The 22,360-nt window shown below is 68.9% G+C and carries 25 protein-coding genes and 1 riboswitch; of the genes, 18 read left to right on the top strand and 7 right to left on the bottom strand.

Annotated elements, in window-relative coordinates; all coding sequences use genetic code 11:
* Positions 1-56 precede the first annotated feature (56 nt).
* Genes AC3WLC_RS22650 through cobU form a run of 3 tightly spaced genes read right to left on the bottom strand, consistent with a single transcriptional unit; the run spans position 57 to position 1,491 of the window.
* Positions 57-371 (bottom strand): hypothetical protein, encoded by a 315-nt coding sequence (locus AC3WLC_RS22650; protein ID WP_493686176.1) that lies wholly within the window; start codon positions 369-371, stop codon positions 57-59.
* Positions 368-979, bottom strand: a complete 612-nt coding sequence (gene cobO / locus AC3WLC_RS22655; protein WP_493686177.1) for a cob(I)yrinic acid a,c-diamide adenosyltransferase — start codon at positions 977-979, stop codon at positions 368-370. Before cobO ends, AC3WLC_RS22650 begins: the two co-directional genes overlap by 4 nt.
* On the bottom strand, positions 979-1,491 hold the full coding sequence (gene cobU, locus AC3WLC_RS22660; RefSeq protein ID WP_493686178.1) for a bifunctional adenosylcobinamide kinase/adenosylcobinamide-phosphate guanylyltransferase: 513 nt from the start codon (positions 1,489-1,491) through the stop codon (positions 979-981). The genes cobO and cobU overlap by 1 nt, the downstream gene beginning before the upstream one ends.
* A 122-nt stretch (positions 1,492-1,613) precedes the next feature.
* Positions 1,614-1,793: riboswitch (cobalamin riboswitch) on the top strand.
* A 35-nt stretch (positions 1,794-1,828) separates the two neighbouring features.
* Here cobU and AC3WLC_RS22665 point away from each other — a divergent pair.
* From AC3WLC_RS22665 to cobJ, 9 genes are read left to right on the top strand one after another with little or no spacing between them, the layout of a single operon-like run.
* Positions 1,829-2,002, top strand: coding sequence for a CbtB domain-containing protein (locus AC3WLC_RS22665; protein WP_346364335.1), 174 nt, complete (start codon positions 1,829-1,831; stop codon positions 2,000-2,002).
* Between the two features lie 10 nt (positions 2,003-2,012).
* The gene (locus AC3WLC_RS22670) at positions 2,013-2,768 is read left to right on the top strand and encodes a CbtA family protein (RefSeq protein WP_493686179.1); all 756 of its coding nucleotides are present in this window, start codon (positions 2,013-2,015) and stop codon (positions 2,766-2,768) included.
* A gap of 47 nt (positions 2,769-2,815) precedes the next feature.
* The gene (locus tag AC3WLC_RS22675; RefSeq protein ID WP_493686180.1) at positions 2,816-3,241 is read left to right on the top strand and encodes a DUF1636 family protein; all 426 of its coding nucleotides are present in this window, start codon (positions 2,816-2,818) and stop codon (positions 3,239-3,241) included.
* Entirely contained in the window at positions 3,238-4,287 is a 1,050-nt protein-coding gene (gene cobW, locus AC3WLC_RS22680) for a cobalamin biosynthesis protein CobW (RefSeq protein WP_493686181.1), read from the top strand. Before AC3WLC_RS22675 ends, cobW begins: the two co-directional genes overlap by 4 nt.
* A gap of 4 nt (positions 4,288-4,291) precedes the next feature.
* Positions 4,292-7,696 carry a cobaltochelatase subunit CobN gene (gene cobN, locus AC3WLC_RS22685; protein WP_493686182.1) on the top strand — a complete coding sequence of 1,135 codons (3,405 nt, stop codon included), beginning with the start codon at positions 4,292-4,294 and terminating at the stop codon, positions 7,694-7,696.
* Positions 7,693-8,973, top strand: a complete 1,281-nt coding sequence (gene cobG, locus AC3WLC_RS22690) for a precorrin-3B synthase (protein WP_493686183.1) — start codon at positions 7,693-7,695, stop codon at positions 8,971-8,973. Before cobN ends, cobG begins: the two co-directional genes overlap by 4 nt.
* Before the next feature lie 14 nt (positions 8,974-8,987).
* Positions 8,988-9,620: a precorrin-8X methylmutase gene (locus AC3WLC_RS22695; protein WP_493686184.1), complete on the top strand. Its 633-nt coding sequence runs from the start codon at positions 8,988-8,990 to the stop codon at positions 9,618-9,620.
* Positions 9,617-10,369, top strand: a complete 753-nt coding sequence (locus AC3WLC_RS22700) for a precorrin-2 C(20)-methyltransferase (protein ID WP_493686185.1) — start codon at positions 9,617-9,619, stop codon at positions 10,367-10,369. The genes AC3WLC_RS22695 and AC3WLC_RS22700 overlap by 4 nt, the downstream gene beginning before the upstream one ends.
* Positions 10,366-11,157: a precorrin-3B C(17)-methyltransferase gene (gene cobJ, locus AC3WLC_RS22705; protein ID WP_493686186.1), complete on the top strand. Its 792-nt coding sequence runs from the start codon at positions 10,366-10,368 to the stop codon at positions 11,155-11,157. Before AC3WLC_RS22700 ends, cobJ begins: the two co-directional genes overlap by 4 nt.
* On the opposite strand, the gene AC3WLC_RS22710 is transcribed toward cobJ, so the two are convergent.
* Entirely contained in the window at positions 11,100-11,861 is a 762-nt protein-coding gene (locus tag AC3WLC_RS22710; protein ID WP_454029317.1) for a cobalt-precorrin-6A reductase, read from the bottom strand. The two genes, cobJ and AC3WLC_RS22710, sit on opposite strands and share 58 nt — an antisense overlap.
* On the opposite strand from AC3WLC_RS22710, the gene cbiE reads away from it, so the two are divergent.
* From cbiE to bluB, 5 genes are all read left to right on the top strand, one after another.
* A complete protein-coding gene (gene cbiE, locus AC3WLC_RS22715; RefSeq protein ID WP_493686187.1) occupies positions 11,860-13,110 on the top strand; it encodes a precorrin-6y C5,15-methyltransferase (decarboxylating) subunit CbiE in 1,251 nt (416 codons plus the stop codon). The two genes, AC3WLC_RS22710 and cbiE, sit on opposite strands and share 2 nt — an antisense overlap.
* Complete coding sequence (locus AC3WLC_RS22720) at positions 13,107-13,493, top strand: cobalamin biosynthesis protein (RefSeq protein WP_493686188.1); 387 nt, start codon at positions 13,107-13,109, stop codon at positions 13,491-13,493. The genes cbiE and AC3WLC_RS22720 overlap by 4 nt, the downstream gene beginning before the upstream one ends.
* A complete protein-coding gene (gene cobM, locus AC3WLC_RS22725; protein ID WP_493686189.1) occupies positions 13,490-14,254 on the top strand; it encodes a precorrin-4 C(11)-methyltransferase in 765 nt (254 codons plus the stop codon). Before AC3WLC_RS22720 ends, cobM begins: the two co-directional genes overlap by 4 nt.
* Before the next feature lie 106 nt (positions 14,255-14,360).
* The gene (locus AC3WLC_RS22730; RefSeq protein WP_493686644.1) at positions 14,361-15,689 is read left to right on the top strand and encodes a cobyrinic acid a,c-diamide synthase CobB; all 1,329 of its coding nucleotides are present in this window, start codon (positions 14,361-14,363) and stop codon (positions 15,687-15,689) included.
* The gene (gene bluB, locus AC3WLC_RS22735; protein WP_493686190.1) at positions 15,686-16,318 is read left to right on the top strand and encodes a 5,6-dimethylbenzimidazole synthase; all 633 of its coding nucleotides are present in this window, start codon (positions 15,686-15,688) and stop codon (positions 16,316-16,318) included. Before AC3WLC_RS22730 ends, bluB begins: the two co-directional genes overlap by 4 nt.
* On the opposite strand, the gene AC3WLC_RS22740 is transcribed toward bluB, so the two are convergent.
* A complete protein-coding gene (locus AC3WLC_RS22740) occupies positions 16,315-17,517 on the bottom strand; it encodes an MFS transporter (RefSeq protein WP_493686191.1) in 1,203 nt (400 codons plus the stop codon). The two genes, bluB and AC3WLC_RS22740, sit on opposite strands and share 4 nt — an antisense overlap.
* A 146-nt stretch (positions 17,518-17,663) precedes the next feature.
* Here AC3WLC_RS22740 and AC3WLC_RS22745 point away from each other — a divergent pair, with 146 nt between their 5' ends.
* Complete coding sequence (locus AC3WLC_RS22745) at positions 17,664-18,584, top strand: LysR family transcriptional regulator (protein WP_493686192.1); 921 nt, start codon at positions 17,664-17,666, stop codon at positions 18,582-18,584.
* On the opposite strand, the gene AC3WLC_RS22750 is transcribed toward AC3WLC_RS22745, so the two are convergent.
* Positions 18,568-19,221, bottom strand: a complete 654-nt coding sequence (locus AC3WLC_RS22750) for a CoA transferase subunit B (RefSeq protein WP_493686193.1) — start codon at positions 19,219-19,221, stop codon at positions 18,568-18,570. The two genes, AC3WLC_RS22745 and AC3WLC_RS22750, sit on opposite strands and share 17 nt — an antisense overlap.
* Before the next feature lie 15 nt (positions 19,222-19,236).
* Positions 19,237-19,944, bottom strand: a complete 708-nt coding sequence (locus tag AC3WLC_RS22755) for a CoA transferase subunit A (RefSeq protein WP_152015937.1) — start codon at positions 19,942-19,944, stop codon at positions 19,237-19,239.
* Positions 19,945-20,121: 177 nt separating this feature from the next.
* Between AC3WLC_RS22755 and AC3WLC_RS22760 the strand changes: the two genes are divergently transcribed.
* From AC3WLC_RS22760 to AC3WLC_RS22770, 3 genes are read left to right on the top strand one after another with little or no spacing between them, the layout of a single operon-like run.
* Positions 20,122-21,390 carry a phosphopantothenoylcysteine decarboxylase domain-containing protein gene (locus tag AC3WLC_RS22760; RefSeq protein WP_493686194.1) on the top strand — a complete coding sequence of 423 codons (1,269 nt, stop codon included), beginning with the start codon at positions 20,122-20,124 and terminating at the stop codon, positions 21,388-21,390.
* A gap of 6 nt (positions 21,391-21,396) precedes the next feature.
* A complete protein-coding gene (dut, locus tag AC3WLC_RS22765) occupies positions 21,397-21,882 on the top strand; it encodes a dUTP diphosphatase (protein WP_493686195.1) in 486 nt (161 codons plus the stop codon).
* Positions 21,879-22,331 carry an RrF2 family transcriptional regulator gene (locus AC3WLC_RS22770; RefSeq protein WP_493686196.1) on the top strand — a complete coding sequence of 151 codons (453 nt, stop codon included), beginning with the start codon at positions 21,879-21,881 and terminating at the stop codon, positions 22,329-22,331. The genes dut and AC3WLC_RS22770 overlap by 4 nt, the downstream gene beginning before the upstream one ends.
* The last annotated feature ends 29 nt before the right edge of the window (positions 22,332-22,360 follow it).

Raw genomic sequence — 22,360 nt, forward strand, 5'->3', positions numbered from 1 at the left:
TCTCGTTGTTGCACCGAATACAGCACCGACACATCAGCAATTTCAGTCATCAGAAACTACGTGGTTCCAGGTGCTGGCGTTTGGGACAGGAGAACCTCCTGAGTTTCTGGATCACGCAGATTCACGACCTCTGAGAGACGGAAGAAGTAGATCTCTCGGAGAGTCTGCATCGACTCCAGCGACGTGTTGCAGATCACATGTTCCCACCAGTCGCCTGCGTCTCTCCCCCAGGAAACGTCATAGACAAGCAATTCACGACCATCCGCCAAGAGAACAGCCGTTGCCTGCCCGTCTCTTTGCTGCAGCAATTTTCGCAACGGAGCGCCGTATCCGTCCAGAATCGGCCCCCAACCTTGCTGTTCGACCGTCAAAACTCGATCCCTTCCTGCGCCTTCACCCCGGCGGCGAAATGATGCTTCACCAACGTCATCTCGGTGACGAGGTCGGCAGCCTCGATCAGTTCCGACTTGGCGTTGCGGCCGGTGACGACGATGTGGAGGTCGGGCCGGCGTTCCCGCAGCACTGCCACGACGTCGGCGAGCGGCAGGTAGTCGTAGCGCAGGGCGATGTTGAGCTCGTCGAGCACTACGAGCCGGATGCTTTCGTCGGCCATCAACTCCTTCGCCTTCTCGAAGGCGCGGGTCGCGGCGGCGATGTCGCGGGTCTTGTCCTGCGTCTCCCAGGTGAAGCCCTCGCCCATGGAATGCCAGGAAATCTGGTCACCGAAGGCCTCCAGCGCCTTGCGCTCGCCGGTCGACCAGGCGCCCTTGATGAACTGGACGACGCCGATGCGCCAGCCATGGCCAAGCGCGCGCAGGATCAGGCCGAAGGCGGCGGTCGACTTGCCCTTGCCCGGACCGGTGTTGACGATCAGCAGGCCCTTTTCCAGCGTCTTGCCGGCGACCTCGGCGTCCTGCACCGCCTTGCGCTTTGCCATCTTCGCCTTGTGGCGGGCGGCGTCCTCGGCCTCGGTCGTCATCACTTCACCTGCATCGGCAATCCGGCGACCATGAAGACCACGCGCCCGGCCTGCGCCGCAAGCCGCTGATGCAGGCGGCCGGCCTCGTCGCGGAAGCGCCGGGCGAGCGCATTGTCCGGCACGATGCCGAGGCCGACCTCGTTCGAGACCAGCACGATAGGCGCGCTGGCCTCGCGGCAAGCGGCGATAAGCTCGCCGGTCGCGATTGCGATGTCGCGCTCGGCGAGCAGCAGATTGGTCAGCCACAGCGTCAGGCAATCGACGAGAATCGGCTGACCGGCCCGTGCATTGCGAATCGCCTCGGGCAGGGCGACGGGCGCATCGACGGTCTGCCAGTCGCGCGAGCGGCGGGCTCGGTGCTCGGCGATGCGGGCGCGCATCTCGTCGTCATAAGCCTGCGCGGTCGCGATATAGGTCCAGGGCGCCGGCAGCGCCTCGACCAGCGCCTCGGCATGGCGGCTCTTGCCGGAGCGGGCACCGCCGAGGACGAGAGTGAGCAGAGGAAGGGTCATGTCCTGGTCTCCGCGTCATGCTCGGGCGCAGACCCGAGCATCTCTTTCAGGAGATTCTCGGCTCTTCGCTACGCTTCGGCCGAGAATGACGAGACTGCATTGCACAGTGCCTACCGGATGGCTAATGATCGTCGCTGACGGTGCCTCGACAACGAGGTGAAAAGGGAACGCGGTGAAAGGCCGCGGCTGCCCCCGCAACTGTAAGCGGCGCGTCCTGCGCCATCGGCCACTGGGTTTCCCGGGAAGGCGGAGCAGGACACCAAGCCGTGAGCCAGGAGACCTGCCGTCGTCCGATGTCGTCCAGCAGGCTGCCGGTGGGGTGGCCAGGAGTGAGCCAATGAACACCGCAACCGTCACCAGCCAGACCAGCGTTTCGGAGCGGGCGAAAGCCGTCGCCGCCGCGCTGATCCTCGGCTTCGTGCTGATCTACACCGTCGGCTTCGCCGCCTCGTCCACTGTCCACAACGCGGCGCACGACACTCGTCACGGCCTCGCCTTCCCCTGTCATTGAGGGAAAGCACATGGTCACGCGTGTTCTCACGGTCAGCATCCTGGCCGGGCTTCTGGCTGGGCTGCTGATCTCGGCGCTCCAGCACGTCACCACCACCCCGCTGATCCTCAAGGCCGAGACCTATGAGGCCGCATTCCGCTCGCAGGGCGCACCGATGAAGGCCGCCTTCTCTGACGGTGCCCGCATCATTCTCGCCCATAACGACCCGAAGGCCGGGGCGGACCATACCGGTGAGCATGAATGGAAGCCGCAGGACGGCCTCCAGCGTACCGCCTTCACCAGCCTGGTGACGATCGGCACCGCGATCGGCTTCGCCGCATTGCTGCTCGCCGGAATGATCGCCGCGAACGAGCAGATCGACCAGCGCCGGGCATTGGCCTGGGCCGTCTGCGGCTTCCTCGCCTTCGGGCTCGCCCCGGCGATGGGGCTGGCGCCGGAATTGCCGGGCTCCGCCGCGGCCGAACTGCAGCACCGCCAGCTCTGGTGGCTGCTGACGGCGGTCGTCACCGCCGGCGCGCTCTTTGTCTTCCTGCGCGTCGAGGCTTCCTGGGCGCGGGCGCTTGCCGTGCTGGCGCTGCTGCTGCCACATCTGATCGGCGCGCCGCACCTGGCGGCGCCGGAGAGCAAGGTGCCGGCCGAGATCGCCGCGCATTTCGCCGCGCTCTCGCTCGCCATCCAGGCCGCGCTCTGGCTCGTCACCGGCTTCGCCGTCGGCGTGCTCTGGCCTTGGGCCACGCGCCGCAGCGCCGTCGCCGCGGCGGCCTGACGCCTCGCGCAGCCAGAAACGGCCGCGCCAGAACAAGGAGGCGTCTCATGCTCGAAGGCGATCTCGCCCTCGCGATGGAGGCCCGGCAGCAGCCGGGCTGCACCATCCATGTCTGCACCACCTGCCGGCGCCAGCGCGAGGATCTGCCGGAAGGCTATGACCAACCCGGCATCGGCCTTGCGGCAGCGCTCTCCGAGCGCATGGCCGGCAGCGGCATTGCCGTCGTCCCGGTCGAATGCCTCTCCGTCTGCAAGCGGCCCTGCACGATCGCGCTCGCAGCCGACGGCAAATGGACTTATCTGATCGGCGATCTCGACGCCGGTCTTCATCTCGACGAGATCGTCAGCGGGGCGGAGAAATTCGCCGCCAGCGCCAACGGCATCGTTCCCTGGAAGGAAAGACCCGTCTCGTTCCGCAAGGGCGTGGTCGCGCGCGTGCCTCCCCTGCCGCGCACACAAGGATCAAACGAATGAACGCTCCCCAGACCACGACGCTCGGCAAGGTGCCGTGCACGATCATCACCGGCTTCCTCGGCGCCGGTAAGACCACCCTCGTCCGCCATCTCCTGGAGAACGCCGGCGGCAAGCGCCTCGCCGTCCTGGTCAACGAGTTCGGCGATCTCGGCTTCGACGGCTCCTTCATCGCCGGCTGCGGCATCGAGGGCTGCACGCAGGAGGACATCGTTGAGCTGCCGAATGGCTGCATCTGCTGCACCGTCGCCGACGATTTCGTGCCGGCGCTGGAAAAGCTGCTGAACCGGGAAAACCCGCCGCAGCACATTCTGATCGAGACCTCCGGCCTCGCTCTGCCGAAGCCTCTGGTCAAGGCCTTCAACTGGCCGGCGATCCGCAGCCGCGTCACCGTCGACGGCGTCATCGCCGTGGTCGATGGGCCGGCGGTGGCCGAGGGCCAATTCGCCGATGATCCCGAAGCGCTGAAGGCGCAGGCCGCGCAGGACCAGGCCGTCGACCATGACAACCCGCTGGAGGAGGTGTTCGAGGACCAGATCCTCTGCGCCGACCTGATCCTGCTCAACAAGAGCGACCTCGTCGACGCGGCAGGCCGCGAGCGGGTCAAGGCCGAGATCGCCCAGCACCTGCCCAAGGCGATCAAGGTGGTCGAGACTGCCCATGGCAAGGTCGAGCCGGCGCTGATCATCGGGCTCGGCGCCGCCGCCGAGGCCGATCTCGCGGCGCGTCCCTCGCATCATGGCGAGGGCGAGGATCACGACCATGACGATTTCGACAGCGTCGCGCTGCCGCTGCCGCAGGCCGGCTCGCCGGAAGAGCTCGTCGCCCGCGTCGCCAAGGCGGCCGAGGCCGAGGGCGTGCTGCGGCTCAAGGGTTTTGCCGGCATTCCCGGCAAGCCGATGCGGCTGGTGGTGCAGGGCGTGGGACGGCGCGTCGGCCATCATTACGACCGGGCCTGGGGTGCCAATGAGCCGCGCGACGGCCGGCTCGTGGTGATCGGCCTCAAGGGCTTCGACCGGGCCGCAGTCGAGGCGGCGCTCGCCGGCTGATGCGATGCACCTTCTCCCGACCAGCGAAGTGAGGCTCGACGACGGCGAAGACGCCGTCGACCTCGCTCTGCCGCCGGGAGACCTCGTCGTCCTCTCCTTCAGCGACAGCGACCTCTCTGCCCTGGCGGCGGCAGCGCCCGATAGCGGGCTGACCTTACGCCTGGTGCCGCTCAGGCGCTTCAAGCACCCGCTCTCGATCGACCTGCTGATCGAGAAAACGCTCGCCAGCTCGCGCTTCGTGCTGCTGCGCTGCCTCGGCGGGCTCGACTATCTCCGCTACGGCGTCGAGCAGATCGCCAGCGCCTGCCGGCAGCATGGGGTCGCGCTGGCGGTGCTCCCTGGCGACGACCGGGAGGACGAGCGGCTCGCCGGCTACGGCACCGTGCCACAGGAGTTCGCGGCCGCCCTGCTCGGCTATTTCCATGCCGGTGGCGGCGCCGAGAACATGCGGCGGCTGCTGGGGCGGGCCAGTGATTATCTCGCCGCACGGCCCTCGTCCGACCCGGCTTCGCCGGGCCACCTTCTCCCCCGAGGGGAGAGGGACGAAGCCGCACTGACAGCTCCCTTCTCCCCTCCCCGGCAGGGAGATCAGGGCCAGCGCGACCTTGCCCCTGTCCCGCTCCCCACGCTATTCGCGCTCGGCGCCAACGCCGCGCCGCTGCCTTGGCAGGAAGCGCTCGCCGCGCTGCCTACCGATACCCCCCTTGTTCCCATCCTCGTCTACCGCTCCGGCGTCGCCGCCGGTGACACGGCCATGGTCGAGGCGATCGCGTCAGCTCTCGCCGCACGCGGCCTCGACCCGCTTCCCCTCGCCCTGACCAGCCTCAAGGACGCAAGCGTCGCTGCCGAGCTCGCCGCGCTGATCGCCTCCCGCAAGCCGGCGCTGATCGTCACCACCACGGCCTTCTCCGCCCGCGACGGCGAAGGCTTCGTGCTCGACGCCGCCAATTGCCCGATTCTGCAGGCCGTACCGGTCGGCAGCGCGCGCGAAGCGTGGGCAGAATCGCCACGTGGGCTCTCCGCCGCCGACCTCGCCATGCAGGCGGCACTGCCGGAATTCGACGGAAGGCTCGGCGCCATCCCGGTCGCCTTCAAGGAGGAGATCGCCGATCCCGCCACCGGCCTGACATTGCGGCGGCTGACGCCGGATGACGACGGCATAACCGCGCTCGCAGACCTCGCGGCGAACTGGATCGCACTCGGCCGCAAGCCGTGCAGCGAACGCCGGCTCGCGCTGGTGATGTCCGACTACCCCGCCCGCGGCGGCCGCGCCGGCTTCGCCGTCGGCCTCGATACGCCGACGAGCGCGCTGGCGATCCGGGAACTGCTGGGTGGGGCGGGGTATGACGTTGGTCCCACGACATCTCACCCAGATGGCGCGAACCTCATGCAGGCGCTCACCGAAGGCCCAGCTGACTTCGCCGTCCCGCTCGCCGCCTATCGCGCCTGGCTCGCCTCAATCCCGGCCGCAGCGCGCGAAGCTCTCTTCGCCAGCCACGGCCAGCCCGACCCCGCCTGCATCAACGAAGCCTCCCGCTTCCGACTCGTCCGCTTCGGCAAGCTCGCCGTAGCGCTGCAGCCCCCGCGCGACGCCTCGCCCGACCGCAAGGCGCGCTATCACGACCCCGATGCGCCGCCGGGGCACGCCTATCTCGCCTTCTATCTCGGCCTGCGCGAAATCCTCGGCACCGATGCGCTGATCCATCTCGGCACCCACGGCACGACCGAGTGGCTGCCCGGCAAGGCGGTGGCACTCTCGGCCGCCTGCTGGCCGCGGCTCGCGGTCGGCGCCCTGCCGGTGATCTACCCCTATGTCGTCGACGATCCCGGCGAGGCGGCGCCGGCGAAGCGCCGGCTCTCGGCGCTGACGCTCGGCCACCTGCCGCCACCGCTGGCGAACCACGACATCGCCGGCGAAGCGGCGCTGCTGCGCGACCTCGTCGAGGAGTACTCGCAGGCGCAGGTGCTCGATCCGCGCCGGGCCGAATTGGTAGCGCGCGAGATCATCGACCGGGCCGAGCGGACAGGCCTCGCCGCGGCGAGCGGCGTCACGCCCGATCAGGACATGGCAAGCGCACTCGCGGCGCTCGACGCTCATCTCTGCGATCTCGCCGAGACCGCCTTCCGCGACGGACTCCATGTCTTCGGCTCCTCGCAAGCCGATCCGGCCTCCGCCGAGAACGAGCGCCGCAACCTGCTCAGGGCGATCGATGCCGGCTTCGTGCCGCCCGGCCCGGCCGGCGCGCCGCATCGCGGCCGGCCCGACGTGCTGCCGAGCGGACGCAACCTTTCGACCCTCGACCCGCGCGCCTTGCCGACACGCTCGGCCGCAAAGCTCGGAACAAAGGCGGCCGAGGCTGTCATCGCCAGGCATCTCCAGGACGAGGGAGATTATCCCCGCCGGATCGTGATGGATCTCTGGGCCTCGCCGACCCTGCGCTCGGGCGGCGAGGATATCGCCCATGCCTTGCGGCTGATGGGCGTGGAGCCAGTCTGGGACCATGGCTCGACCCGCGTCACCGGCTTTTCGATCATCCCGCAGGCCAAGCTCTCCGCACCGCGCGCCGACGTCACCATCCGGATCTCCGGCGCCTTCCGCGACACGTTTCCGGCGCAGATCGCTCTGCTCGATGGCGCCGCACGTGCCGTCGCCGCGCTCGACGAGTCCGACGAGTGGAATGAGCCCGCGGCGGCCCGACGCCGTGGCGAGGCCGGCGCGCGCATCTTCGGTGCTGCGCCCGGCCGCTATGGCGCTGCCATGGCCGACCGGGCGCTCGATGGCGACTGGCAGACCCGCTCGGAGTTGGGCAGCGCCTATATCGCCGCAACGAGCCATGCCTATGGCGGGCCGGACGGCGCTGCTTCGCCCGATGAAAGCTTCACCACCCGGGTCAAGGAGGCCGACGCCTTCGTCCATGTCAGCGACACCGCCGGGCGCGACATCCTCGAAGCGACCAGCGCGGCCGACGTGATCGGCGGCTTCGTCGCCGCGATGCAGGCCGAGGGCGGCAAGACTGCGCTCTACAGCCTCGATACCTCCGATCCGCAAAAGCCGAAGGCGCGTACCCTCGCCGAAGACGTCTCGCGCATCGTCCATGGCCGGCTCTGCCATCCCCGGTGGATCGCGAGCCATCTCGCCCATGGCTGGCGCGGCGCGGCCGAGTTGGCGGAGGCGATCGATGCGCTCTTCGTCTATGCGGCGAGCACCGATGCGGTCTCGGACGGCCTGTTCGATTCGGTGTTCCAGGCTTATTGCGGCGATCCCGCCATCTGGCAGGCGCTGGAGACGGCGAATGCACCAGCCGCCGCCTCGATCCGCTCCCGCCTTGCCGAGGCGCAGGAGCGCGGTCTCTGGACAAGCCGATCGAACTCGGCGGCAATGCTCTCGGGCCGGGAGGCCGCGGAATGAGCGCCACGGTCCGCGAGACGATGCGGCGCGGCTGGTGCCCCGGCACCTTGCGGCCGATGCTGACCGGCGACGGCCTGCTGGTACGCCTGCATCCGCCGCGCAACGCGCTGACCCCGGACCAGCTCGCTTCTGTCGCCGAATTGGCGAGCCGGCATGGCAACGGCCAGATCGAGATTTCTGGCCGTGGCAACCTGCAACTGCGCGGCATCCGCGAGGAAGCGCATCCGGCGCTGGTCGACGATCTGCTCGCGGCCGGTCTCGTCGACGAAGCGGAGGGCGATGGCCCGAACCGGCTGGTGCTGACCTCCCCGCTCGCCGGCCGGGCGGCGGACGAACTGCTCGACGCAGCCGCGCTGGCGCAAGCAGTCGAGAATGCCGGCCGCACCGTTTCAGGCCTACCGGCGAAGTTCTCGATCGTCGTCGACGGCGGCGCGCTGGCGCTCGACGGTTTTGCCGCCGATCTCAGGCTGCGTGCCGTCACCGGCGACACAGTCGCATTCGGCCTATCGGGCGAACTCTGGTTCGGTCCGGTTGCGCTCGAGGAGGCGCCGCCGCTGGCGGCTCGCCTGCTCGGCGGCTTCGTCGCTGCGAGCTGGCGAGGCTCCGAGAAGGTCCGCCGCATGCGTGATCTCGGTCCGGATCAGTTGACCGCACTGGCTGCATCGAGTGGGCTCGCGCTGATGCCTGCCCCTGCCAGCCGGCCGAAGCCGTCACCAGTCGGCCTCGTCGCCGAGCGGGACAACAGAGTCGCGGTGCTGGCCGGATTGCCCTTCGGCCGAACGGATGCCGCCGGCTTGCGCCGGCTCGGCGAAATCGCCCGCGAAGCCGATGTCCGCGAGATCAGACTATCGCCCTGGCGCGGCTTCGGCTTCTGCGGCCTCTCGGCTGACGCGGCGACCAGCCTGCGAGCGTCCTTGCACAGCGAAGGCCTGATCGTCGAGGCGGACGACCCACGCCTTGCCGTCTCGGCCTGTACTGGAGCACCCGCCTGCACGCGCGGCGAAGCGCCGGTCCTGACCGATGCCGCCGTTCTTTCCGACGCGATCGCACCGCTGCTGGCCGACGGTCTCAGCCTCCACGTCTCCGGCTGCGCCAAGTCCTGCGCCCATCCCGGCCGCGCCGCCCTCACTCTGGTCGGCCGCGATGGGCATTATGACGTGATCATCGATGGCGGCACCAGCGATGCCGCCATCGCACATCTCTCGCTGGGAGAACTTGTGCGCCGGCTCGAACCGGGTCAGGACATCCGCGCGCGCCTGCAAGCGGCGCGGCATTAGAAGCAGGTTGGAAGTTGAACACGCGTCACGCCTATATCCGCGACGGAGCCGCGATCTACGAGCGCTCCTTCGCCATCATCCGGGCCGAATCCGACCTGTCGCGGTTTTTCGGCACGGCCGAGCGCGTCGTCGTCCGCATGATCCATGCCTGCGGCATGACCGACCTGCCCAAGGACGTGGTGATGTCGCCGGATTTCGCAGAGGCAGCCGAGGCCGCGCTGGCAAAAGGCGCGCCGATCCTGTGCGATGCCCGCATGGTCGCCGACGGTGTCACCCGCGCCCGCCTGCCGGCGAAGAACGAAGTGATCTGCACGCTGCCCGACGCTTCCGTGCCTAAGCTCGCCGAGGAGATGGGTACGACGCGCTCGGCCGCGGCGATGGAGCTCTGGCGCCCGCATCTCGAAGGCTCCGTCGTCGTCATCGGCAATGCGCCGACCTCGCTGTTTCGCCTGCTCGACATGCTCGACGAAGGCGCACCGAAGCCGGCCGCCGTGATCGGCATCCCCGTCGGCTTCGTCGGCGCTGCCGAATCGAAGGAAGCGCTGGCGCAGGACGGGCGGGTGCCCTTCCTCGTCGTGCACGGCCGGCGCGGCGGGTCTGCCATGGCGGCGGCGGCCGTCAACGCGCTGGCGCAGGTGAAGGAATGAGCGGCGTGAGCAACCAAGCGCCCAGCATTTTGCTTTATGGCGTCGGCCTCGGGCCCGGCGATCCCGACTACATGACCGTGCGTGCCCGCGACATCATCCTGAAGGCCGACCGGCTCGTCCATTTCTGCAAGCGCGGCCGGCGCGGCAATGCCCGCATCACGGCCGACGCCATCATCGCGCCGGATCCGGCCCGCGAGATCGAACTCGCCTTCCCGGTGACGATCGAGGTGCCGGTCGACGACGAGGGCTATACCGGGCCGATCGCCGCCTTCTATGACGAAGCGGCCGAGCAGCTCGCCGGCGAGATGGCTGAAGGCCGCAGCATCGCCGTGCTCTGCGACGGCGACCCCTTCTTTTACGGCTCCTTCATGCATCTGTGGCGCCGCCTCGCCCATCGCTTCCCGACCGAGGTGGTGCCGGGTGTCACCGGCATGGCCGGCGCCTGGGCCCGTGCCGACGCGCCGATCAGCTGGGGTGACGACGTGATGACGGTGGTGCCGGGCACGCTCGCCGAGGGCGAACTGACCCGCCGCCTCGCCGACACCGATGCCGCCGTGATCATGAAGCTCGGCCGCAACCTGCCAAAAGTGCGCCGCGCATTGAAGGCAGCGGGGCTGATTAACCGCGCCATCTATGTCGAGCGCGCCACCATGGCCGGGCAAGTGGTGACCCGTCTCGCGGAAAAGCCCGACGACGAGGCGCCCTATTTCTCGATGATCCTCGTTCCCGGCGAGGGGCGGCGGCTGTGAGCGGCTCGCTCGCCATCATCGGCCTTGGCCCCGGCGAGGCGCGCTATCTCACGCCCTCGGCGCTGGCCGCGCTCGAAGCCGCCAGCGATCTCGTCGGCTACGGCCCCTATCTCGACCGCGTCCCGGCGCGTGACGGCCAGACCAAGCACGCCTCCGACAACCGCGTCGAGGTTGAGCGTGCGCGCCACGCACTGATGCTGGCAGCGGAAGGCAAGGCGGTCGCGGTCGTCTCCGGCGGCGATCCCGGCGTCTTCGCCATGGCCGCGGCGGTGTTCGAGGCGCTGGAAGCGGGCGAGCCTGACTGGCGCAAGCTCCAGATCACGGTCGAGCCTGGCATCACCGCGATGCTGGCGGCCGCGGCCAAGGCCGGTGCGCCGCTCGGCGGCGATTTCTGCGCGATCTCGCTTTCGGACAATCTGAAACCCTGGGATGTCGTCACGGCGCGGCTCACTGCGGCGCTGTCGGCCGATTTCGTGATCTGCCTCTACAACCCGATCTCGAAGGCGCGGCCCTGGCAGCTCGGCAAGGCGCTGGAGCTGGCGGCGACCATCCGCGCGTCCGAGACGCCGGTGATCTTCGCCCGCGCGGTCGGGCGGCCCGACGAGAGCTTGCGCATCCTGACGCTGGCGGAAGCCATCGCGGCCGCCGAAACCGCCGACATGGCGACCCTGGTGATGATCGGGGCCAGCGCGACGCGCCTGATCGCCCGCGAGGGCGAAAACCCGATCGTCTATACGCCGCGCTCGGTGACGAAGAGCCCCTGCGTCACCAGCCAGGGCAGGACCTGATCGATATGCTCGACGGTCTCGACATCGGGCTTGGGCGGCCGCTCGACCATGATCACCGGCAAGGAGAGCCGGCGCGCGGCGACGAGCTTGCCGAGCGTCATCGGCCCGCCGGCGTTCTTGCTGACCAGGACCTCAGTGCCTTCCTCCCGCATCAGCTTCTCCTCGGCCTCGGCCTCGAACGGCCCGCGCTGCTGCAGCACCTTGGCATTCGGCAGCGGCAGATCGCTCACAGGCTCGATCACGCGGATGAGGTATTCGTGCTGCGGGGCTGCGAAGAAGTGCGGCAGTTCGAGCCGGCCGATGGTCAGGAAGACCCGGCGCGGCTCATCGCCGAGCGCCTCGACGGCAGCGTCGATGTCGGGCACGCTCTTCCAGCGGTCGCCGTTCTGCGGCTTCCAGCTTTCGCGCCGGATCGCCAGCAGCGGCACGCCTTCCGCCTTGCAGGCAGCTTCGGCGTGATAGGGCATGATCGCGGCGAAGGGGTGGGTCGCGTCGATGACGGCGACGACACCCTCGTCGAGGAGATATTGCCGGAGGCCGGCAATGCCGCCGAAACCGCCGGTGCGGGTCGGCAAGGACAAGGGGCGCGGGTCGGAGGTATGACCCGCGAGCGAGATCACGGCGCGAATTTCGGGTGCCTGTTCGGCCAGGAGCTGATCGAGCGCAGCCGCTTCGCTGGTGCCGCCGAGGATGAGGACCGTCATGGAACAGTTTTCGCCTGAAACGACCAAACTGTCGAGCATGCCGCCCGGGCCCTGGCTGTCGCTGGTCGGACTCGGCGAGGATGGCCGCGCCGGGCTCTGCGCCGAGGCGCTGGCCGCGCTGGAGAGTGCCGAAATCGTCTTCGGCGGCGAGCGCCATCTCAAATTGATCGGCGATGTGCCCGGCGAGGCGCGGCCCTGGCCGCAACCTTTCCGCAACGCGCTGCCGGCGATCCTGGCCGAAAAGGGCCGCAATGTCTGCGTGCTCGCGACCAGCGACCCGTTCCATTACGGCATCGGCGCCGGGCTGACCAAGGCGGTGCCGGCGGCGGAGATGCGCGTCATCCCGCAGCTCTCCTCCTTTTCGATGGCCTGCACGCGGATGCGCTGGCCGCAGGAGGAATGCGGGCTGGTCTCGCTGCATGGCCGCGCCCTTCAGAGGATCATCCCTTTTCTCCAGCCGGGCGCGCGGGTGCTCGCCTTGTCCTGGGATGATTCGACGCCGCTCGCCGTCGCCCAATTGATGAGCGCGCGCGGCTTCGGCGAAAGCACGATCACCGTGCTGGAAACGATCGGCGGCCCGAACGAACGCATCAGGCAAGCCCGTGCCGACAGCTTCGCGCTGGATGGCATCGTGCCGCTCAACCTGCTGGCGATCGAGGTCGTCGCTAGCCGCGATGCCCACATCCTGCCGCTGGCGACCGGGCTATCCGACGACTGGTTCGAGCATGACGGCCAGCTCACCAAGGCCGATATCCGCGCGATCACGCTCTCGGCGCTGGCGCCGCGCGCCGGCGAGCTGCTCTGGGATATCGGTGCCGGCTCGGGCTCGATCGGCATCGAATGGAGCCTGCGCCATCGCCACAACCGCGCCATCGCCTTCGAGGAGCGGCCGGAGCGCGCCGCCCGCATCGCCCGCAACCGGCTCGCGCTCGGCGCGCCGCCACTCGAGGTCGTCGAAGGCAAGGCGCCCGAGAGCTTCGCCGGAAAAGCCTCGCCGGACGCCGTCTTCATTGGCGGCGGCCTGACCGACCCCGGTGTGTTCGAAGCCGCCTTCGCGGCGCTGAAGCCGCGCGGGCGGCTGGTGGCCAATGCCGTGACGATCGAGGGCGAAGCCAGGCTGGCCGGGCTGTTCTCGGTCCATGGCGGAAACTTACGCCGCGTCGGCGTCTCGCATCTCGATCCGATCGGGACGATGCATGGCTGGCGCGCGGCGATGGCAGTGACGCAATGGCGCGTGGTGAAGCCGTGAGCGGCATCACCGCCGGCATCGGCCTGCGCCCGGGGACATCGGAAGCCGATATCGAGGCCTGCCTGACGCAGACACTGGCCGCAGCCAACCTGCCGGCGGATGCGATCAAGCGCCTCGCTACCCTGGCCTCACGCCGCGACGAGCCAGGGCTCGCCGCGGTGGCGCAGGCGCATGATCTGACGCTCGTCGCCATCCCCGACGAAGCGCTCGCCGGCTTCGAGGCCGCCTGCGCAACGCGCTCGACCCGGATTTCCGGACTCTACGGCGTCGGCTCGGTAGCGGAAGCCGCCGCGCTCGCCGCCGCCGGCCCGGGCGCCATCCTGATCCAGCCGCGCATCGCCACCGCCCGCGTCACCTGCGCTCTGGCTAGGGGCGCCGCGTGACCGTCCATTTCATCGGTGCCGGGCCCGGCGCGGTCGATCTCATCACCCTGCGCGGACGCGAATTGATCGGCTCATGCCCGGTCTGCCTCTATGCGGGCTCGCTGATCCCCAGAGCGATGCTCGGCTGGTGCCCGCCCGGCGCGCGCATCGTCGACACCGCCCCGCTCGATCTCGACGCGATCATCGCCGAGATCGAGGCGGCCCATGCCGAGGGCAAGGACGTCGCCCGGCTGCATTCCGGCGACATCTCGATCTGGAGCGCGACGGGCGAGCAGATGCGCCGGCTCGATCAGCTCGGCATCCCCTATGAGATCACGCCGGGGGTGCCGGCCTTTGCTGCGGCTGCGGCGGCGCTCAAGCGCGAATTGACCCTGCCCGGCGTCGCGCAATCCCTGGTGCTGACGCGCACCTCCGGCCGCGCCTCGGCCATGCCCGAGGCGGAAAAACTCGCGACCTTCGCCGCCTCGGGCGCGACGCTCGCCATCCATCTCTCGATCCATGTGGTCGAGCAGGTCGTCGCGGAGCTGACACCCTTCTATGGCGCAGACTGTCCGGTCGCGATCGTCTTCCGCGCCTCCTGGCCGGAAGAGCGCATCCTGCGCGGACGTCTTGCCGACATCACCGATCGGGTGCGGGCGGCAGAGCTGGAGCGCACTGCGTTGATCCTGGTCGGCCCGGCGCTGGCAAGCACCGATTTCGGCGAAAGCGCGCTGTACTCCACCGGCTATGATCGCCGCTTCCGGCCCGGGGGCGGCATCTGATGGCTGAGTGTCATTGCGAGCGAAGCGAAGCAATCCAGAAGGGCTCGTTCGACCGTCCCTGGATTGCTTCGTCGGCTGCGCCTCCTCGCAATGACGAGAAAGACTGCTGATGACAGCCCGTGGAATCCTCATCGCCGCGCCGCGTTCCGGCTCGGGCAAGACCACGATCACGCTCGGCCTGCAGCGGGCGCTCACCCGGCGTGGCCTCAAGGTGCGCGGGCTGAAATGCGGGCCGGATTATATCGACCCGGCCTTCCACGCCGCCGCGACCGGTGCGCCCAGCGCCAATCTCGACAGCTATGCAATGCCGGATGCGCTGCTCGGGCAGATCGCCAACGCTGCGGCCGGGGCCGCGGACATCATCGTTGCCGAGGGCTCGATGGGGCTGTTCGACGGCGTGCCCGGCCCTGACGGGCATACCGGCACAGGCGCCGACATCGCAGCGCTGCTCGGCTGGCCGGTGGTGCTGGTCGTCGACGTCTCCGGGCAGGCGCAGTCGGCGGGCGCAGTCGCGCTCGGCTGCATGGAATATGACAAGCGCATCCGCGTCGCCGGCGTCATCCTCAACAAGGTCGCGAGCGAGCGCCATCGCCGGCTGGCCGCTGCCGGCATGGAGAAGATCGGTCTCCCTGTGTTCGGTGCGCTGCCGCGCGAGGCCAGCCTGATCCTGCCCGAGCGCCATCTTGGCCTCGTCCAGGCCGGCGAAACCGAGGATTTGCACCAGCGCCTGGATGCGCTCGCTGAAGCGGTGACGGCAGCGGTCGATCTCGATGCCGTCATCGCCGCAGCCGGCGCGACCGCCTTGCCGGCTTCCACGCGCCAGACCGTACCGCTGCCAGCACCGGGCAAGCGCCTCGCCATCGCCCGCGACGCAGCCTTCAGCTTCGTCTACCCGCATGTCGAGGCCGGCTGGCGCGCGCTGGGAACCGAGCTCGTGCCGTTCTCGCCGCTCGCCGACGAACCACCGCCGGAGGGCTGCGACGCCTGCTGGTTACCGGGTGGCTATCCCGAGCTGCATGCCGGTCGGCTCGCCGGCTCGTCGCGCTTTCTCGATGGATTGCGCGATTTCGCCCGCACCCGCCCGGTCCATGGCGAGTGCGGCGGCTACATGGTGCTGGGCAAGAGCCTGATCGACGCCGATGGCGTCAGCCATACCATGGCCGGGCTGCTCTGCGTCGAGACCAGCTTCGCCAAGCGCAAGATGAATCTCGGCTATCGCAATGCAGTGCTCGCCACGGATGGGCCGCTCGGCCCCGCGGGCAGTCGCCTCAGCGGCCACGAGTTCCACTACGCGACCGTGATCTCTCAGGGCGAGGACTTGCCTTTCGCGGAGGTCACCGACCCGCATGGCTCGGCGCCTATACCCGCCGGCAGCCGCCGCGGCCTCGTCTCCGGCTCCTTCTTCCACGCCATCGCGGTGCGGGAGGGGTCGTGAGCGCGCCGCCCGTCTTCGACGACGGCTTCCGCGACAAGCTCGGCGAGCTCTTCGCCTGGCGCCGCGATGTCCGGCGCTTCCGGCAGGAGCCGGTGCCGGACGCGCTTCTGTCGAGCTTGCTCGATCAGGTACAGCTCTCGCCCTCGGTCGGCCATTCGCAGCCCTGGCGCTGGCTGAAGGTGGACGATCCCGAGCAGCGCCTCGCTGTTCAGGCGAGCTTTTCCCATTGCAATGCAGATGCGCTGGCTGAGTACGAAGGTGAGCGCGCGGCGCTCTATGCCCGCCTCAAGCTCGAAGGCCTGCGCGAGGCGCCGGCGCAGTTCGCCGTGTTCTGCGACCATGGCACCGCGCAGGGGCACGGCCTTGGCCGGCGGACCATGCCGGAGATGCTGGACTATTCGGTCGTGGCGGCGATCACGCAGTTCTGGCTCGCCGCCCGCGCCCATGGGCTCGGCCTCGGCTGGGTCTCGATCCTCGACCCTCCCGAGATCGCTGCAATCGTCAGCGCACCGCCAGAGTGGAAGCTGATCGGCTATCTCTGCCTCGGCTGGCCCGAGGAGGAGCACAATGTGCCGGAGCTCGTCCGGGCCGGTTGGGAGCGTGATCCGCGGCTGGCAGAGCGCGACTAGGCTCTTCCTGCCCGGCCGAGCACATCGCGCAGGCCGAGCGCCGTCAACATGGCGAGCAGCGCGGCGGCACCGACGACCCCGGCCGCCGAGGGCCAGCCCAGCGCCTCGATGACACTGCCGACTGCGACCGGCCCGACGACCTGGCCGAGATTGCTGCCCTGCATCATCAGGCCGACCACGACCGGCATCAGTTTCGCCGACGGTGCGGCAAGCGGAGCGGAGGCGAGCAAGGTCGCCGGGATCAGCCCGCCCGCCCCCGCGAACAGCACGCAGAGCACGAAGGTCACGGTATCCGGCAGCAGCCCGAGGAAGATGCCGACCCCGCACAGGCCCATAGCGATGCTGGCGGCGATGATCAGCTTCACGCGGCCGATGCCGCGCGACAGCAGCAGGCCGGCAAGGAGGTTGCCGGCGATATTGCCGGTGGTCGCGAGCGCGCTGAGCAGGCCGGCCGTCGCCAGGGAGACCTGCATGCGCTGCATCAGCAGCACCGGCAGGAAGCTGAACAAGGCGAAGAACATCAGCGCGTAGAGCGCGAAGGTCAGCGCCATCAGCAGCGGCTCGCGCGTGCTCAGCACCGCGCCGGCATCGCCGGCAAGAGCCTTCCAGGAGGGGGAGGTGCCGCTGCCGGTCTTCGGCACGACCAGCAAAGTCAACGCGATCGCGATGATCGCGAGCGCTCCCGTGACCTGCCAGATCATGCGCCAATCGGTGAGCCAGAGCCCGGCCAGCATGGCGAGCGCGATGCCGGTCGGCATGAAGCAGCTCCACAGCGCCATCGCGATGTCGCGCTGGGCCGGAGCGGCGATGCGCTGGAGGATCGACGGCCCGGCGATGATGACCAGCAGGAAGCCGAGGCCTTCGACGACGCGCGAAGCGAGCAGCATCGCGAAGCGCGGCGCCGCCGCGCCGAGGAAGGCGCCGAGCGCGACCGCCAGCAGGCCGAGCAGTAGGACGCGCCGCGCGCCCAGGCCGACGGCGAGCGTGCCCGCCGGGATGCCGCCGACCATGCCGAGCACGGCGAAGATCGAGGCGAGCCAGCCAAGCGTGGCGAGATCGAGCCCGAACTCGGCCTGCACCAGCGGCATCGCGATCGCCGCCTTGCCGACCTGCAGCGCCGCGACGATGCCGCTGGCGATGACAACCGTGATGGCGAGCCAGTCGGTTTTGACGCCGGGTGTTGCAACGACGGTCGTCATGAGCGCGATCTCGCGGTGATGGCCGGGGCGGGGCGATCAGTCATGCTCGACTCCTGGATGGCGCCGCAGCGCTGCCCCGAGATGTGGTTTCCTGTCGATCTCGAAAAGTGAGATAATTGGCATCGAGTCGATCAAGGGAATCGATCATGCTCGATGCGCTGACCCTCGACCAGATGCGGACCTTCATGGCCGTCGCCGAAGCCGGCAGCTTTCGCGCGGCGGCGGCGCGGCTGTCACGGGCCCAGTCCGCCATCAGCCACGCCATCGCGAACCTGGAAGCGCAGCTCGGCCTATCCCTATTCGACCGCTCGGCCCATCGCCCAACCCTGACGGCGGAGGGCAAGGCCTTGCTCGCCGATGTCAGGGAGGTGCTGCTGCGTGTCGGCGCCTTGAAGGCCCGTGCCCATGGCCTGAGCCGTGGCGTCGAGATCGAATTGTCGCTGACCATCGACGTGCTCTTCCCCTCGCCTTTGATCGGCGCGGCCCTCGCCGGCCTGCGCGAGCACTACCCGTCGGTCTCGATCCGGCTCGCCATCGAGCCGCTCGGCGGGCCGATCGCCGCCTTGCTGGAGCGACGCAGCGCGCTGGCCATCACCGTCGGCGAGAACTTTCGCGATCCACGCATCGCGATCGAGGCGCTGACAGCGATCGAGATGATCGCAGTCGTCGCAGCGACGCATCCGCTCGCTAGCGCCGGAGAGGGGCGTCTGCTGACGCGGTCAGAGCTCGCCGCACATCTCCAGATCGTACAGATCGACCCGACGCCGATCTCGGGTGCGCAGGATTTCGGCGTGCTCTCGCCGCAGACCTGCCGCGTCACCGGGCAGGACACCAAGCATGCGATGATCCTGGCCGGGCTCGGCTGGGGCCGCCTGCCAAACTGGCTGATCGAGCGCGATCTCGCCGAAGGCAGGCTGGTCCGGGTCGCCACCGGGGCACTCGGCCGCAACGCGCAATTGCCGGCCGAAGCCTATCTCGCCCACCGCCTCGACGAGGCGATGGGCCCGGCCGCGCGCGCCTTCGCGGAGACGCTGGCGCGGCTTTGCGAGGTCAGAGCGCGACCTTGAAGTCCGCCTCGGTCTTGGCCTTGATCTCGTCGAGGGAAACACCCTCGGCGAGCTCGATCAGCGTCATGCCGCCGCCGTTCTCGTCGATGGAGAAGACGCCGAGATCGGTGATCACCATGTCGACGACGCCGGCGCCGGTCAGCGGCAGGTCGCAGGCCTTGAGCAGCTTCGGCGATTCCGAGCCGTCCTTGTTCTTGGCGACGTGCTCCATCACCACGACGACCTTCTTGACGCCGGCGACGAGGTCCATGGCGCCGCCCATGCCCTTCACCATCTTGCCGGGGATCATCCAGTTGGCGAGGTCGCCATTCTCGGCCACCTGCATGGCGCCGAGAATGGAGAGGTCGATATGGCCGCCGCGGATCATGCCGAAGGAATCCGAGGACGAGAAATAGCTCGTCGTCGGCAGTTCGGTGATGGTCTGCTTGCCGGCGTTGATCAGGTCGGGATCCTCCTCGCCCTCATAGGGGAAGGGGCCCATGCCGAGCATGCCGTTCTCCGACTGGAGCTGCACGCTCATGCCGTCGGGAATGTAGTTCGAGACGAGCGTCGGGATGCCGATGCCGAGATTGACGTAGAAGCCGTCCTTCAGCTCCTTGGCGGCGCGAGCGGCGATCTGTTCACGGGTCCAGGCCATGTGTGTGATCTCCTCTCAAGCCGTTTCGCGCTTGCGCACGGTGCGCTGCTCGATGCGCTTCACCGGATTGGCGACGTGCACGATGCGCTTCACGAAGATGCCGGGCGTGTGCATGTGATCGGGGTCGATCTCGCCGGCCGGGACGAGATGCTCGACCTGAGCGATCGTCATGCGCGAGGCCGAGGCCATCATCGGATTGAAGTTGCGCGCCGTCTTCCGGTAGACGAGGTTGCCCTCGGTATCGCCCTTCCAGGCATGGACGATCGAGATGTCGGCGAAGAGGCCGCGCTCCATGATGTAGCGCTCGCCGTCGAACTCGCGCTCTTCCTTGCCCTCGGCGATCAACGTGCCGACGCCGGTCTTGGTGAAGAAGGCCGGGATGCCGGCGCCGCCGGCGCGGATGCGCTCGGCCAGCGTGCCCTGCGGGTTGAATTCGAGCTCGAGCTGGCCGGAGAGGTACTGCTCGGCGAAGAGCTTGTTCTCGCCGACATAGGACGAGATCATCTTCTTGATCTGCTTGGTCTCGAGCAGGATGCCGAGGCCGGCGCCGTCGACGCCGGCATTGTTGGAGATGAAGGTCAGGTTCTTGGCGCCGGAGTCGCGGATCGCCTCGATCAGCGTGTCGGGAATGCCGCAGAGGCCGAAACCGCCGGCCATGATGGTCATGCCGTCCTTGACGACGCCGGCGAGCGCCGCCTTGGCGTCAGGAAAAACCTTCTTCATCGGAATGCCTTCGTCGCTGGATGATCGTAAGGGACGCCCGAAAACAACTAGCCGAGCGCATGGTGCGGTTGCAACATGCGTCACTGACGCGCCGCTCGTGCAGCGTTGCACGGCACATGACAGCCCGGCCCGGCCGATGCTACCAAACGGCGCGCACTGCCTTCCGGAGCCACGCCCTTGCCCGCTTCCCGCTCCATCCTGCTGATCATCGGCGGCGGCATCGCCGCCTATAAGTGCCTGGAGCTGATCCGGCGCCTGAAGGATCACGGCATCGCCTGCCGCTGCATCCTGACCAAAGCCGGCGAGCAGTTCGTCACGCCGCTCGCAGTCTCTTCGCTCGCGGGCGAGAAATGCTTCACCGATCTGTTCTCGCTGACGGACGAGGCCGATATCGGCCATATCGCCCTGTCGCGCTCGACCGATCTGCTGGTCGTCGCGCCCGCCACCGCCGACCTGATCGCCAAGATGGCGAACGGCCATGCCGACGACCTGGCCTCCACAGCCCTCCTGGCGACGGATAAGCGCATCCTGATCGCGCCGGCGATGAACCCGCGGATGTGGGAGCACCCGGCGACGCGGCGCAACATGGCGACGCTGCAGAAGGACGGCGTCCTCGTCGTCGGCCCCAATTCCGGCGCCATGGCCGAGCGCGGCGAGAGCGGCCCCGGCCGCATGGCCGAGCCGCATGAGCTGCTGGCTGCGATCGAGCTGGCACTCGCCGGCGATAACAGGCAGACGCCCTCGATCGGCTTCCTCGGCCGCCTGCCCGGCGGCGCCCCCTCCGGGCCGAAGCCGCTCACCGGCAAGCGCGTGCTCGTCACCTCCGGCCCGACGCATGAGCCGATCGATCCGGTGCGCTATATCGCCAACCGCTCCTCCGGCAAGCAGGGCCACGCCATCGCCGCAGCGGCCGCAGCGGCCGGAGCGCAGGTGACGCTGATCTCCGGCCCGGTGACCATCCCGGACCCCGCCGGCGTCGACACCGTCCATGTCGAGAGCGCCCGCGACATGCTGGCGGCAACGGAAAGCGCGTTGCCGGCCGATATCGCGATCTTCGCCGCCGCCGTCGCCGACTGGCGCACCGCCGGCACTGCCGGCCAGAAGATGAAGAAGGACGGCAGCAAGCCGCCCAGCCTGGCCCTGGTCGAGAACCCCGACATCCTCGCCACCATCGCGGCGCGCGAGATCGACCGGCCGGCCCTTGTCGTCGGCTTCGCGGCCGAGACGCAGAACGTCGTCGATTATGCCCGCGCCAAGCTGGCGAAGAAGGGCTGCGACCTGATCGTTGCCAATGATGTCGGCGGTACCGGGGTGATGGGCGGCGACGCCAACACCGTCCACCTCGTCACCACCGACAGCGTCGAGACCTGGCCGACGCTCCCCAAATCGGAGGTGGCGACGCGCCTCGTCGCGCATTTCGCCGATCTGCTGGCACATAAGGGCTGACGGCCGATGGCGACGCTCCGCATCCGCCGCTTGCCGCACGCCCACGATCTGCCGCCACCGGTCTATGAGACCGCTGGCGCTGCCGGGCTCGATTTGCGCGCGGCTCTGCCTGACGGACCGCTGCGGTTGGAGCCTGGCGCAAGGCTGCTGGTGCCGACCGGCCTCGTGCTCGAACTGCCCGAGGGAACCGAAGGGCAGGTCCGGCCGCGCTCGGGCCTGGCGCTGCGGCACGGCGTCACGCTGCTCAACACGCCCGGCACGATCGACGCGGACTATCGCGGCGAGGTCGGGGTCATCCTGATCAATCACGGCCAGGAGACCTTCGCCATCCAGCATGGCGACCGTATCGCCCAACTGGTCGTCGCGTCGGTGCTGCAAGTGGGAATCGTCGAGGTCGAGGAACTCAGCGAAACCACGCGCGGCGCGGGCGGCTTCGGCTCGACCGGGGTGAGCAATGCTACGCCGCGGCAGGCAGCCGGAGGCAAGGCATGATCCAGCTCTCGCGCCGCAGCCTGCTCGCGGTCACCGCGGTGGTCGACATCGCCCTGCATGCCCGGCCCACCCCGGTGGCGGCCAAGGCGCTGGCGGCCCGGCACGAATTGCCGCCGCGCCATCTTGAAACCGTATTGCAGGCGCTGGTCAGGGTCGGCATTCTCAAGGGCGTGCGCGGCCCGCGCGGCGGCTACGAACTCGCCCGGGAGCGCCGGCGCATCACCGCCGGCGAAATCGTTCGCGCCGCCATGCAGGCCAATGCCGACGAAACCCTGCCGCCACTGCCGCGTTCGGCCCTGGTCGACGCCGTGATCGACCCGATGATGCAGCAGGCCATGGAGGCCTGGCTCGCCAGGCTCGATGCGGTCACCGTGGCCGATCTCTGCCGCGAGGCCGAGGAGCGGTCCGCCACCGGAAAATCATCGGTCGATACTGATTTTACAATTTGATCCGTTAAATACTTCATTCCTCGACAGAT

The sequence above is a fragment of the Allobosea sp. GW821-FHT03A12 genome (assembly GCF_058986765.1).